The 13,215-nt window shown below is 69.8% G+C and carries 14 protein-coding genes; 10 read left to right on the forward strand and 4 right to left on the reverse strand.

Going from position 1 to position 13,215, the window contains the following annotated elements; all coding sequences use genetic code 11:
- Positions 1-267: 267 nt before the first annotated feature.
- The gene (locus BKA05_RS04695; RefSeq protein WP_179530400.1) at positions 268-681 is read right to left on the reverse strand and encodes an SAM-dependent methyltransferase; all 414 of its coding nucleotides are present in this window, start codon (positions 679-681) and stop codon (positions 268-270) included.
- A 92-nt stretch (positions 682-773) separates the two neighbouring features.
- A complete protein-coding gene (locus BKA05_RS04700) occupies positions 774-1,142 on the reverse strand; it encodes a YciI family protein (protein WP_179530401.1) in 369 nt (122 codons plus the stop codon).
- A 97-nt stretch (positions 1,143-1,239) separates the two neighbouring features.
- Between BKA05_RS04700 and BKA05_RS04705 the strand changes: the two genes are divergently transcribed.
- Complete coding sequence (locus BKA05_RS04705) at positions 1,240-1,797, forward strand: MarR family winged helix-turn-helix transcriptional regulator (protein WP_343045521.1); 558 nt, start codon at positions 1,240-1,242, stop codon at positions 1,795-1,797.
- Between the two features lie 282 nt (positions 1,798-2,079).
- On the opposite strand, the gene BKA05_RS04710 is transcribed toward BKA05_RS04705, so the two are convergent.
- Positions 2,080-2,703, reverse strand: a complete 624-nt coding sequence (locus BKA05_RS04710; RefSeq protein ID WP_343045522.1) for a maleylpyruvate isomerase N-terminal domain-containing protein — start codon at positions 2,701-2,703, stop codon at positions 2,080-2,082.
- Between the two features lie 307 nt (positions 2,704-3,010).
- Positions 3,011-3,667 (reverse strand): hypothetical protein, encoded by a 657-nt coding sequence (locus BKA05_RS04715; protein ID WP_179530403.1) that lies wholly within the window; start codon positions 3,665-3,667, stop codon positions 3,011-3,013.
- Positions 3,668-4,025: 358 nt separating this feature from the next.
- Here BKA05_RS04715 and BKA05_RS04720 point away from each other — a divergent pair, with 358 nt between their 5' ends.
- The 9 genes from BKA05_RS04720 (at position 4,026) to BKA05_RS04760 (ending at position 13,200) form a co-directional block, all read left to right on the forward strand.
- Positions 4,026-4,979 carry a hypothetical protein gene (locus tag BKA05_RS04720; RefSeq protein WP_179530404.1) on the forward strand — a complete coding sequence of 318 codons (954 nt, stop codon included), beginning with the start codon at positions 4,026-4,028 and terminating at the stop codon, positions 4,977-4,979.
- A gap of 61 nt (positions 4,980-5,040) precedes the next feature.
- Positions 5,041-5,262, forward strand: coding sequence for a hypothetical protein (locus tag BKA05_RS04725; RefSeq protein ID WP_179530405.1), 222 nt, complete (start codon positions 5,041-5,043; stop codon positions 5,260-5,262).
- A complete protein-coding gene (locus BKA05_RS04730; RefSeq protein WP_179530406.1) occupies positions 5,259-6,122 on the forward strand; it encodes a CpaE/TadZ family protein in 864 nt (287 codons plus the stop codon). Before BKA05_RS04725 ends, BKA05_RS04730 begins: the two co-directional genes overlap by 4 nt.
- A gap of 38 nt (positions 6,123-6,160) precedes the next feature.
- Positions 6,161-6,454, forward strand: coding sequence for a hypothetical protein (locus BKA05_RS04735; protein WP_109691870.1), 294 nt, complete (start codon positions 6,161-6,163; stop codon positions 6,452-6,454).
- Complete coding sequence (locus BKA05_RS04740) at positions 6,454-7,320, forward strand: hypothetical protein (protein ID WP_179530407.1); 867 nt, start codon at positions 6,454-6,456, stop codon at positions 7,318-7,320. Before BKA05_RS04735 ends, BKA05_RS04740 begins: the two co-directional genes overlap by 1 nt.
- Positions 7,320-8,093, forward strand: coding sequence for a hypothetical protein (locus BKA05_RS04745; protein WP_179530408.1), 774 nt, complete (start codon positions 7,320-7,322; stop codon positions 8,091-8,093). Before BKA05_RS04740 ends, BKA05_RS04745 begins: the two co-directional genes overlap by 1 nt.
- Positions 8,090-10,084 carry a type IV secretion system protein gene (locus BKA05_RS20200; protein WP_179530409.1) on the forward strand — a complete coding sequence of 665 codons (1,995 nt, stop codon included), beginning with the start codon at positions 8,090-8,092 and terminating at the stop codon, positions 10,082-10,084. The genes BKA05_RS04745 and BKA05_RS20200 overlap by 4 nt, the downstream gene beginning before the upstream one ends.
- Before the next feature lie 72 nt (positions 10,085-10,156).
- Positions 10,157-11,662, forward strand: a complete 1,506-nt coding sequence (locus BKA05_RS04755; RefSeq protein ID WP_179530410.1) for an SCO6880 family protein — start codon at positions 10,157-10,159, stop codon at positions 11,660-11,662.
- Entirely contained in the window at positions 11,662-13,200 is a 1,539-nt protein-coding gene (locus tag BKA05_RS04760; protein WP_179530411.1) for an ATP-binding protein, read from the forward strand. The genes BKA05_RS04755 and BKA05_RS04760 overlap by 1 nt, the downstream gene beginning before the upstream one ends.
- Positions 13,201-13,215: the final 15 nt, after the last annotated feature.

The raw sequence follows: 13,215 nt of genomic DNA on the forward strand, positions 1-13,215 counted from the left end.
TCCCGCGAAGCGTCCGGTACGGAATCGTCAATATGCAGCGTGACCGGTGCGGCACGCCGACACTTTCGGAGCGCGAGCTTGAGACGGTCCGCGTCGACCGTGGCCGGCCACCGATCCCGTACCGGGTCGCTCCGCGAGCCCATCCCGTACCGGGTCGCTCCACAAGCGGATCCGCTTTCGGTGGTCGTCGGGACATTCCCCGTGCCCGGCGCGGTCGTCGACAGGGCCCGATGGTCGTTCGACGTGCGGGCACCAGGCACGGACGCCTCAAGCCAGGTAGCGACTCATGAGGCTGTCGACCCAGGCGGGCTGCCGGACCGATTCTGGGAGCAGTTGGCGCATCACCGGCTTGAGGTCGAGTATCGGTGAACCATCGAGCGCGTCGAGGCCGCGAACCTGCAGCGTGCAGGCCTTGACGTCGATGACTTGGCATGTGGTGGTCCCGATGCGGTTGGGGCGTCGCGGCCCGCGGTCGGCGAAGACTCCGACCGCGGGCAGGTCGCTCCGGCCACGGCTGGGTCTAGCAATCGTGTAGTCCGATCGTTCGGTGGTGCGGTCGAAGACGAAGACAACCTCGACGTGGGAGAACCCAGCAAGCCCGACCAGGCCATCTGGTCCGAACCGTTCAGGGTCTACGGCGATCTCACTGACGACCTGACCCCAGTGGTCTGAGTCATCCATGGTGGTGCGACCTCCGCGGACCCAGCCGATGCTGCCAACGACGAACCCTGAGGTCGATCGCTCATTCACGGTCGACTCCGCTGCTGGCTGGCTCACTGGTCGGGAGCTTCTTGCAGGGCGCGTACCTCGACGCGGCTGGTCAGCGCCTTCGAGGCCTTGGCCGCCCACTCGATGGCGTCGTCCTGGGTGGCGGCGTCGATAACCCAGAAGCCGCCGAGATACTCCGGCGCCTCCACGAAGGGTCCGTCCGTGCGCTGGAGCGTCGGGCCCGTGTGGTCGACGGTGACCGCGGTCGACGGCGGCTGCAGGCCGCCGGCGAAGACGAATGCGCCCGAGCTCATCAGCTCGTCGATGAAGGCGCCTGCGGCGGCCATCGCGGTCTCGGCGTCCTCGGGAGCCATCGACTCCAGCGTCGGCGACTCCTCGGTGTCGTGGGGCAGGGACAACAGGTACTGCGTCATGGGAACTCCTTAGGTTGGCAACGATCCCAAAGAGTTCATCATCGAACACTTTATGTCAAGACTGTTCAGCGAAGTCTATCGTTGCTACGTTCTATGAGTGAACAATCAACGCGACGCGCGACAGACCCGCAACGCGGCTCCGGACTTGCAGCCCGCGATCGTGAACGTGGACCCGATCAACGCCGTACTCGATGCGTGGCGTCGCGAACGACCTGAACTCGACCTCACTGCAGTGGGGCTCGTTGCACGGCTGAGTCGCGCGGTCCTTCTCTTGGGGCCCCTGCAGGAGAAGGTCTTCGTCGACCATGGCCTGCATCGGGGAGAGTTCGACGTACTGGCGACGTTGCGACGATCCGGTGCGCCGTACGTTCTGACGCCCTCGGAGCTGGCTGCGACCCTGATGCTCTCGAGAGGCGGCATGACCGCACGGCTCGATCGGTTAGAAGCCGCAGGACTGGTCGACCGCGCCCTTGATCCGGACAACCGAGCGAGCTTCCGCATCACCTTGACCTCGGCCGGGTTCGAGGTGATTGACGCCGCCATGACAGCCCACACCGCCAACCTCACCGAGCTCGTCTCGGATCTCAGTCCGACCGAACAGGTTTCTCTCGACGCCCTCCTCAGCAGCCTGCTCGGCCACCTCTCCCGCCGGTGAAGCCGAACTTTGCACCCGGCTACGCCGACACTCGCCTCTACCGCCAAGGCAACTGCCTGCTGGACTCCGCGAGCCGATGGGCTCGCGGAGCGACCCGGTGCGGGATGGGCTCGCGGAGCGACCCGGTGCGGGATCGGCACGCGGAACGTCCCACAACGGGACCGATATCCCAGGCAACGGCCCCTCGATGGTTCCCCGGCTGGTGCCTGGGGCGGTTCCGTCATCGAGAGGTGGGCGAGAGTGCGAACAGGAGCGGTCGCGTGCTGAGACGAGTCAAGACGCTCAGGCCCAGGGCTGAAGGTGCGGTGGCGAGCCACGGCCGAGAAGCCATGCGACCAGCTCCCGAGAGTCGGCCCTGTCTGGAAGCCCCGCGACGAGGCTCGGAAGCATACGGTCGACAAGTTCCGGTGGCCAGTCGCTACTGGTGATCCCCATCCCGAGGTCGACCAGGTGGATCTCCACCTCGCGCCACCGCCTGTAGGGCAGCAACGCGGCAGGATGCTCGCCTCCGCGGACGGTCTTCACCGGACGGGTCCAGCACTCGTCGGACAGACCGGCGAACAAGTCGTCCACTCGGGCAGCACGCTGAACCGCATCATCGACGATCTGTCGCGCATCACGAGCGGCTCCGGCTTCGATCTCAGCCGCACGGCCAGCCGCACCGCCCGCATACTGCTCGACGACCTCTCCGCGCATAGCTCCCTCGACGCGTTTGCACATGGCGTCGGCGTTTCGAGCAAGGTGGGTCAGGACGTGCCCGACGGTCCAGTCGGGTAGAAGGGATGGACGACGAACGACCGAATCGTCGGCGCCAGTGATGAGGACCGTCATTCGCGCGTGAGCGTCTCGGCATGCCTCGATGTCGCCGGAAGGACGGTCCACCCACCCGACGCTATCCCGGCACACCCGCGTCGCTCCAGAGCCCGCGATCGACCACGCGAAGGATCGTTCGCGAGCCTTCGCAGAAGCGATCCCTCACCGGGTCGCTCCGCGAGCCCATCCCTTCTGGGAGGGCTCGCTTCTGTGACGTGGCGCCACAGGTGACAAGCGTGCCGCTCGGACGAACCCCAATGTCTACCCCTTAGGTAGATCTTGACATTGACAGCGACTTGTCAAGGTTCGCTGCATCTCGACACAAGTGTTGAGATGCAGTGAAGGTTGATCGGCCGACCGCGGGGAAGTTCTAACGGACCAGACCTCGACGTCTTTCCCGTCAGAGTGCGTGCCGGTTGTCGGCTGGACTGTCGGGTGCGACCGAGTCGTGTGCTGAGCCTGGTTCTCGACGAGCGCGGCGATACGCGGTGTGGGCCGCTCGACAGAGGTCGCAGCGGCATCCGCGACCGTATGCGGCGACCGTGCCGCACGGACGGAGGCTCGGCTTCTTCGCCTCGTACAACCGGTCCAACGTCGCTTGCTTGGCCTCGGGCGACTTGGCCTCCCATGTCCGCCTCCATGAGTCGCTCCGCTTCGCGAGGGCCTCTGGCGTAAAGGCACGGTCTCGGAGGGCGGTCATGTCGACGCCGGCGGTTCCGTCCGCCTTCCCCTTGGCGCCGGCACGAGTGACGCGGTACTTCCCGTGTCCCTGCTTGTGCGCCTCGTGGAGTGCGGTCTTGTCTTGTGCTGCGGCCCGTTGCCTCGAGGCCTCGCTGAGGTCAGCGTCGGCTACAGACTCCTTCACCTTCAGCCCACAGATGTCCCGCATCGTGAACTTGTCGATGCCGTGTTTGAGCGCGACGTGGTTGAGCGGCGACTTCCAGGGTCCGCGGCCGCAGATAGGGCACATCTGATGACGCAGGAGTTCGCGCGCGTCGCCCGCGGAGACGCCCCACGATTCGGGGTCGGGGATGGCGTCTTCTCCGGACTTGGGCACGCCGTGACGCTACCGCTGACTGAGGGAAGGTCAATGGCCGTTACGTGGATACGGGGGGATCAACCGCGCGCAGCGGCAGCATGACGCGCGCCCCGTGAAAGCCGACGGGTTGACGTAATCAGACAAGGCAACCTTGTCGTGGGCAAAGTCAGAATTCGCTGCATCTCGACAAGTGGCCCGCGCAAGGGGGTAGCCGAAAAACTTTCTCAACTTTCGGGGGGACGCCCTCTGACCTGCGAAAACGCGCGTCCCCCCTCTGCGTCCCCCCTCCAAATCAGGGGTTTGGGGGGACGGATACGGGGACGCCCGCTCGCGACCTTTCTGCCGTGCACAGCCGCGGACGAAAGGAGCGAGTGCGATGAGTGTGGGAGACCAGCTCGGCCTCGACGACAACAGCGAACTGCTCGACCAGGCGCGCCAGAAGTGGCCGGCCTGGGTGGCCGCGGATCCGCGGCTTGGAGTCGTCGAACGGTTCGACGACCTGCGGGCCTGGCTGCCCTCGGTGGACAGCGCGGCCTCTGACGAGGTCCTCCTGGCGCTGGCCATGCTGGCGGCCCCCGATGGCGGTGACGACATCGCCGCGGCTGCGGCGCTCGCCAAGTGCCTGCTGCCCGGCGCGTGCCGGCTCGCGGGCTGGCTGAGCACCCTGCCTCCCCGCGAGGTCTTCCGCGACAGCCAACCTGTCGCCGCCGGATCCTGGTCGGCCGTCGAGCGGATCGACGAGCTCGTGGCCTCCCAGCTGTGGATCGAGGTCCGGACCTTCAAATGGCGTCGACTGCGCAAGGTCGCCGCCAACATCCTGATCAACACCAGGGTCGGTGTCCTCCGCGAGGTCGGCGACTTCTTCCACGTCTCCCGCGCCGACCGCACCTGGGCGAACACCACCCTCGTGGAGTCCTTCTCCTCGGGCGACCTGACAGACGGCGACGCCAGCGCGTGGAGCGCAGCGGCGATGCCGACCGAGCGCGTTGCCGGCGCCCTGTTCCACCGCCCCGAGATCCTCGCCGACGCCGGCCCGGAGCATGAGGAGCCCTCGGCCACCGAGGAGCTGCTGGAGCTGCTGGCGTGGGCGTGCGAGAACCAGGTCATCAGCCCGGCCGACCGCTACCTGCTGCTGTGCCTGGTCGACGAGGCCGACCGGGTCGAGACCCGAAACCTCGCCCGCGGCTACGGCGGCCTGCTCAGCAACGAGGTGTCCAGCCGAGTCGCGCCCCGCGTCGGGGTGTCCGAGGCAACCGTCCGTCGCCACGGCTCGCGCAGCATGCGCGCCCTCGCCGCGGCCGCCCCGAGGAAGTTCGGCCATGACGAATGAGCGCAACCGTGATCGCTCCCACCGCCCCACGACACATAGGCGGCTGGAGGTGGTGAAGCCCATGACAAACACCAAGGACGACGGCGAGAGCCGGACGCCGCAGCAGATCGCCGAGCTGTTCGCGATCGCCGGCCGCGAGGTCGAGGCGATCGAGCAGCTCACCGGCTGTGTGGCCCAGCTGCACGAGGTCCAGGCCGCCAAGGCCCAGCTGGCCAGCCTGACCCCGGCTGAGGTCCGTGCCGCGCTCGAGTTCCGCCGCGGCGGTATCGGGGAGGCCCAGTGAGCACCCAGGTCACGGCCCCGGCCTCGAGCCGCCCGGTCGGCGTCGACGAGCTCAAGCGGGCCTGGGACGCGGTGAACGCCGGCGAGTTCCGCACCGACCCCGGTGCCGGCAAGGGACCCCGCGGCCGCGGCACCGTCGCCGCCGACAACTGGTCACTCGCTGCGGGGGAGCACACCATCGCCGTCATCGGATGCGCCGGCTCGGTGGGAGCCAGCACCGTCGCCCTCGCCACCGGCCTGGCCGCCGCCGCCCCGGTCCGGGTCATCGAGTGCTGCTCGGTCACCGCCTCCGGTCTCGCCGCGGCGAGCACCGCCGAGCTCGGCTTGCACCCGACCGACTGGCGTCAGGGCAAGCGCGACCACGTCCTGCTCGAGCGGGCCAGCGAGGTCCTCGCCGGCGTCGACGAGGTTCCGCTCCCGGTCGACGCCGAGCACGAGACCCAGCTGACCATCCTCGACGTCGGCTGGGAGGCCGGCCAGCTCCTGGCCACCGACTGCTGGCTCGCCGAGGCCGTCCGCACCGCCGACCAGGTCGTCCTGGTCACCACCGCCACCGTCCCCGGGATGCGCCGCGCCTCGGTCGCGCTCGAGCTGCTGGCCAACCACTGGCAGCCCGAGCAGATCACCCTCGCCGTGCGCGGGCCGCGCCGCAAGAAGTGGCCCCGAGGCCTCGAGCACGCCGGCGGCCCCGCCGTACGACGCGCCCTGGACGCGGACCGGTGCGTGGAGATCCCCGAGGACCGCGAGCTGGCGGTCAACGGCCTGGACTCCCGACCCGTCCCGACCCCCCTGATCTCGGCAGCACGTCAGCTGCTCGAGCCCGCACACCTGCCCACCAACAACACCAGCGAAAGCGCCTGACCCGCCCGAGGTCAGCAACCCAGAAAGGAAGTCCACCCATGGACGTCATGACCGCAACCGCAACCACCGTGATGGCTGTCTGCCCGAAGGCGCCCCCGGGTGCTGTCGGTCCCACCAACGAGATCACCAGCTACGTGCTGTGGGGCGTCATCGTCCTGTTCGGTCTCGGCATCATCATCGCGATCGGCGCGATCATCGCCGGCCGAGTGTTCTCGCTGCCGCACGCCTCCAAGGTCGGCGTCATCTCGGTGGTGGTCGTTTTCGCCTGCGCGATCGCCTACCTGGTGCTGCCCGGCATGCTCAACGGCATCCTCGGCAAGGGCTGCATCTGATGCGGCGCGCAGCCACGAAGAAGGCAGAAGGCACCAGCGAGTGGAGCCGTCGCCGCCTCCTCGGGATTCTGGTCATGGCCGTCGTCGTGGCTGCGCTCCTGATCGGGGGCCTCGTCTACGGAAGCTACCTCGCCCTCGCCGGCATCGGCGACGACGCCACCGCGGCCCCCGGTGTGGCGACCGGTGAGTCCGACCACTCGACAGTTGCCCAGGGTGCTGCTCACCGCGACGACATCGCGGCCGAGCCGATGCTGACCGTGCCAGAGAGCGCCGCCTTCCCGGCCGAGACCACCAGCGCCAAGGCACCGGAGATCAAGATCCCGGCCGGCGCCGGCGTCAACGGACCCGCGTTCGTGATGACCGGGTTCCCGCAGACCCCCGAGGGCGCGATCGGCCAGCTCGCCCAGATCGACCTCGCGGTGCTGCAGTCGATGAGCCTGACCACCGCCGAGGAGGTCTACAACGCCTGGGCCCTGCCCGGCGGGGTCCGCGCCGAGGACTGGTGGATCACCGCCAGCGTCCGAGCCTTCCTCTCCAGCACCGGCATGGGCGAGGTCAAGGACCCCAGCTCCTCGGTCTCCCTGGAGCCGGCCGCCGCACTCGTGAAGGGCACCGACGGTCCGGACTGGACCACCGTCTGCGTGCTCATGAAGGTCACCGCCTCCTACAAGCAGGAAGCGCAGATCGCCTTCGCCCACTGCGAGCGCATGCAGTGGGTCGGCGGCCGCTGGATGGTCGCCCCCGGCGCACCGCCCGCCCCCGCTCCCGCTACTTGGCCCGGCACCCAACTGGCACATGAGGCCGGTTGGCGCACCTGGTCGACCGACGCCACCACTGACCCTGACCACATCGAACGGGACCACTGATGAAGAACCTGACGACCGGCAACGACGACTCGCGCGCGACCCTCGTGCGCATCGGCATCTTGGTGGCGATCGCGACCATGGTGGCCACTGTCGTCTGGCTCGGTGCCCAAAGCCGAGGCGACGACGCCGGCACCCCCGGCACGTCCGGCGGGGACAGCTCGAGCCAGACGGTCAAGAACACCTCGGTCGAGCAGGTCGCACCGGACACCGCGCCCGCGGACGGTGTGGTGATCCCGACCGGCACCGACCAGGTCGACGGCCACCCGACCGGGTTCCCGGCCACCGACCTCGGCGCCGTGGCGCTGCAGGTCGAGGTGGCCAAGGCCCAGGTCGGATTCGACTACGACCAGGCCGTCACCGTCGCTGACCTCTACGCCGACCCCGATGACAAGGCCGTCTTCGAGGAGCGCGCCCGCGCCGCGGTCGAGTTGCGTCGCAAGCAGGCCGGCGTCGCCAAGGACGGCGACGTGCCCGCCCCCGCGTCATACGCCCTCACCCCGGTCGCCTACACCCTCGAGCAGCTCGACACCGGCTACTACGCGGTCAACCTGCTCAGCTACGTCACGCTCACCACCGCCGACGGCAAGGTCCACGACAGCCTCTACGCCGGCACCCAGCTGATGCAGTGGCTCGACGGTGACTGGCGCCTGGTCCAGGGCAGTGAAGCCGACATCCAGCACCTGGTCTCGGAGGGCCAGCCCCAGGCGGTGGCCCCCGGCACCCCCGAGTTCGAGAAGGCCGGCTGGATCCGGATCAACGGAGCGCCCCAGTGACCACGACCGCCATCGCACCCCGGGCTCTCCGACTGGGAATCGCCGCGCTGGCGGTCCTGGTCCTCACCACGCTCCTCGGAGCTGCTATCACCCTGCAGGCGCCCACCGCGGCCGCGGCCGAGCCGGTGACCAGCACGGCCAACGCCACCGCCCTCGCCACCGGCCAGCTGCCGGCCCGCGGCAACGTGAAGATGGGCTGCACCGGGCCCGACGCACTGTGCGATCTCGGCGGCGATGCACTCGACTGCGCCAGCGACCCGATCGACTGCGGCAAAGACGCCGCCGGCGACGTGAAGGACGGCGCCGGCAACCTGCTCGACGGCGCCGGGAACGCCCTGGACGGCGCAGCAGGGCTGCTGTCTGACGGCTGCGGGATCCTCGACGCGATCTGCGGCGGAGACCTGCCTGGGTTGCCCGGGCTTCCGGGACTGCCTGGCGTTCCCGGCCTCCCGGGAATCCCCGGTCTGCCGAACGTCGGTGACCTCTTCGGTGGCGGCATCCCCGGCGTAGGCGACATCCCCAACCCGTTCGAGGCCATCGGCGACGTCATCGCCAAGGCCGCGGCGGACGCCTGGACCGCAGCCATGCTCGCGGTCTGGAACTCCGGCCTGTTCGTGCTGCGCATCGTGCTCACGTTCAGCGAGCTGTTCTTGACCCCCGACCTGCGGGCCGACGGACCCGGTAAGGACGTCTACGCCTTCACTCTGTGGCTCGCCCTGGCCCTGGTGGTCATCTTGGCGATGATCCAGCTGGGGGCCGCGGCCTTCAAGCGCGAGGGTAAGGGTCTCGCCCGGGCGTTCATCGGAGCCGGCCAGTTCGTCGTCATCAACGCGTGCTGGTTCGGCTATGCCGTCACCCTGATCGCTGCCTGTGGTGCGATCACCCGGGCGTTGATGAAGTCGCTGCTCAGGGTCCAGACCTGGCCCGACTGGGACCCGCTGGGCGGCCTCGGCGTCGACGACATCACCGACGCCGGCGTAGCCACCGCGCTTGCCTTCCTTGGGATCTTCCTGTGGCTGGCCGCCATCGGCCACCTCCTGGTCTACCTGGCTCGCGCGGCTTCGCTCCTGGTGCTCACCGCCACCGGCCCGCTCGCGGCCGCCGGCCTGGTCTCGGACTTCACCCGGTCCTGGTTCTGGAAGAGCCTGCGGTGGCTGCACGCCGCGGCGTTCACCCCGGTCCTGATGATCATGGTGCTCGGCATCGGCGTGCAGTTCGCCAACGGCGTCGCGGCCCATCTGGCCGAGGACACCGCCAAGACCTTCGGCACCGCGCTGCCGGCCGTGATGACGATCCTGATCAGCGTCGTGGCCCCGCTGTCGCTGTTCAAGCTCCTCGCCTTCGTCGACCCCGGCACCCCCAGCGGCGCATCGTTCCGCCAGGGCATGGCCATCCAGGGCGGCCTCCAGGGCCTGCTCGGCGGCGGTGGTGGCGGCGGCTCGTCGGCCGCGTCGACCACCGACGGCAACGGCCGCTCCTCGGGTGAGCAGAGCGCCGAGGCCTCGACCGGCGACCGGTTCAACAAGTCCACCCAGGGCTTCCTTGGCAGCTTCGGCGGCGTCGGCCAGGCGCTCGCAGCCGGGATGGGGATGATCAACTCCGCCGGCGCGAAGGCGACCTCCCTGATGTCGGACGAGGCCAACCAGGCCGGCGTCGGGCAGAGCACCTACGGCCCCGACTTCAGCGGCATGGGCGGCCGGCAGTCCGGCGGCCAGTCCGGCGGCCAGGGCGGGAGCCAGCCGGATCCGCAGGGTGGCGACCAGGGCGACGGTGACTCCTCGATGCCGACCCCGCCCACGCCTCCAGCGCCGCCCACCCCGCCGACGCTGCCCACCGGCGGCGGACCCGGCGGCGGCTCCGGCGGCGGCCAGGGCGGCGGGGGAGCGGGCGCAGCCCCCAAGACCCCGGCAGCAGGCGGCGGCGGGGGAGCGGCCGGCGGTGCCGGCGGTGCCGGCGCAGCAGCTGGCGGCATCCCACCGGTGGCGGTGTAGCCAGATGCGCCCCCACCTCGAGCACCAACCGACCACACCCGCCGACCTCACTGACCAGAAAGGAAGCCGACGATGACGACCTACGCCGACTACCAGCGCGACCGCATCGGCTGGTTCTTCGGCCTCTCCGGAGGCCAGCTGATGTTCCTGGCGCTGGCCAGCCTGCCGGCGTTCTGGGGGATCAGCCGCGGAGCGTGGTTCTCCGCGTTCCTGTTCGCTCTGGTCTGGCTGTTCCTGCTGGCCATCACCGTCATCCCGGTCCGGGGCCGCTCGGCCACCGGCTGGGTGTTCGCCTCGACGATGTACGCCGTCGGCGGCCTGCTCGGATGGACCTCCTTCCGCGCCAAGGCCACCCAGGGTCGCGCCGAGGACCTCGACACCCCCGACCTACCCGGGGTCCTGCAGGGCGTCCAGATCCACGACGGCCCGCCGCACGGCTCGCAGCTGCAGCGGGTGGCGATCATCGAGAACCACGCCATGAAGACTTGGGCGGTCACCGCCTCGATCGTCCACCCGGGCATCGGGATGAAGGACGTCGAGGAGCGTGCCCGGTACGGCGAGGCGCTCGCCGGGCTGCTCGACGTCGCCGGCCGCACCGAGAAGGTCGACGAGATCCTCTTTATGGTGCGCACCGTCCCCGAGGACGGCGCCGAGCGCGACCTGTGGGTCAACCGTCACCGCCGCCCCAACGCCCCGGAGCTGTCAGAGGTCGTCAACAGCGACCTGGCCCACGGCCTCACTCAGGCGTCGGTACGCACCGAGACGTTCGTGACCATCGTCGTCCCGGAGACCCGGATCGCCCGGTCGGCCAAGGAGTCCGGAGGCGGCTTCGAGGGTCGCTGCCGTGAGCTCTACCTGCTCATGGCCGAGATCGAGGCCCAGCTGCGCGGCCCGATGGGGATGACGACGGTGCGCTGGCTCACCAGCCCCGAGCTCGCCCTGGCCTGCCGGACCGGGTTCGCCCCCGGCGACCGCGCCGGCATCGTCGAGGCCCTCTCGCTGCGGGAGAAGGACCCGAGCGTCAACGCCGACGTCCCGTGGGCGATGGCTGGCCCGTCCGGCGCCGACGCGACGGTGCGGCACTACAGCCACGACGCCTGGAACTCGGTCAGCGCCACCATCAAGCTCCCCACCCGCGGCGTCGCGATGGGTGCCCTGGCGCCGATCCTGACCCCCAGCGAGTTCGGGGAGCGGCGCTCGTTCGTCGTCGCCTACCCGATCGTGTGCCAGTCCAAGGCCGACCGGCAGTCCGGCAACGCCGAGTGGGCCGCCGACCTGGCCGAGGGGATGAACGAGAAGCTCGGCCGCAAGACCCGCGCCAAGCAGCGCGACGAGGCCCACAAGGCGCGCGGGCTCGACGCCAAGCTGGCCCGCGGCAACTCGCTGACCCGGCCCTACGGCGTGTGCACGGTGACCGTCCCCAAGACGATGAGGATCACCGAGTTCGGTCGCCGCCTGGACGCCTCGGTCCGGCGTGCCGGGTTCGCGCCGCTGCGCCTCGACCTCGCCCAGGACGTCGGGTTCGCCGCGTCCACCATCCCCCTTGGCACGAGCCTGACCCGGAGCGGAGACGCCTGATGACCACCACCACCCGCCGCAACCGCCGCGGCGGCCGCGACATGGCCGCCCTGCTCTCCGACTTCGGGCACGACCTGCCCACGATCCCCACGCTCGCCCCGGAGCCCAAGGAGCCCCGGCTCTTCCGGTACGCGCCGCGCCGCGGTGCCGCTCGACCCGGCCGAGGCTGGGCCGCCTCCACCGCCCCGGCAATGGCCTGGCGGATGACCAGCGACCAGGCCCCGGTGTTCTGGCCCTTCGTCTCCGCGCCGGCCCTACCCCCGACCGGCGCGCAGATGGGCGTCGACCAGCTCTCCGGCGGCAGCTTCTACTGCGACCCGTTCGGGTGGGTGCTGCGCGACGACGTGCCCGCCACCAACCCCAACATCTTCCAGTTCGCCAAGCCGGGAAGCGGCAAGTCCGGCACCACCAAGGGCTTCTGCACCCGGATGATGCCGTTCGGCTACCGCACCCTGGTCACCGGAGACGTCAAGGACGAGTACGAGTCGCTGTGCCACGCTCTCGGCGTCGAGCCCTTCGTCATCGCTCCCGGCTTCACTGCCCGGGTCAACCCGCTGGACAAGGGCCCGCTCGGCGACGGCTGGGAGAAGCTCTCGGCCGAGGAAGCCCAGCGTCGCGCCACGATCATCTTCAAGCGGTGGCTGGTCTTGGTCCGCGGCCTGGTCGGCAGCATGAAGATCGACGACGAGCGCCGGGTGCCGTTCGGCCCCGACGAGTCCGACGTCGTGCGCAACGCCCTGGCGATCCTCACCGGCTACGCCGCCGGCAACAGCGTCCTGGCCGAGACCACCATCCCGCGGCTGTGGGACCTGCTGCGCAACCCCACCGAGGAGCTCGTCCGGGTGTGCGAGTACGCGAACACCCGCGTCTTCCTCGACGAGACCCGCCTGCTGCGCAACGCGCTCGGTGAGCTCGTCAACGGCACGCTGGCCGGTCTCTTCGACGACTTCACCAACATCGAGGTCGACTGGAAGGCGCCGATCCAGTCGTTCAGCCTCTCCCGGCTCGACGGCCTGGGCGATGAGGCAGTGGGCATCGCGCTGCTGTGCATGAACTCCTGGGGCCGTGGGCTGAGGGAGATCGCCGAGCCCGGCGACCTGCGCATCGTCGTGCGCGACGAGGTCTGGAAGCAGATGCGCCTCGGAACCGCCGCGGTGGCGAGCTTCGACGCCGACCTGCGGCTCTCGCGCGGCATGGCCGGCAAGGGCGGCGACATCCAGTTCTGCAACCTCCACAAGCCCTCGGACCTGCTCTCGGTCGGCGACGCCGACTCCCAGGCCGCGATGATCGCCAAGGACCTCCTCGAGCTGGCCGACATCAAGATCCTCGGTGCCCAGAAGCCCCGTGTCGCCCGCGAGCTCGACTCCATGCTCGGTCTCGGCCCGATCGCTCAGGACCTCGTCTCCGGGTGGGCCATGCAGGACAAGGGCCGCGCGCTGTGGTGCATCGGTGACGCCATGTACAAGGTCCAGACGGTGCTCCACCCGCTGGAGAAGAAGCTCTACTACACCAACGAGGCGATCGAGTCCGCCGCCTGAGTGCGCGCGACCCTC

The organism is Nocardioides marinus, from assembly GCF_013408145.1.
Lineage (GTDB): Bacteria > Actinomycetota > Actinomycetes > Propionibacteriales > Nocardioidaceae > Nocardioides > Nocardioides marinus.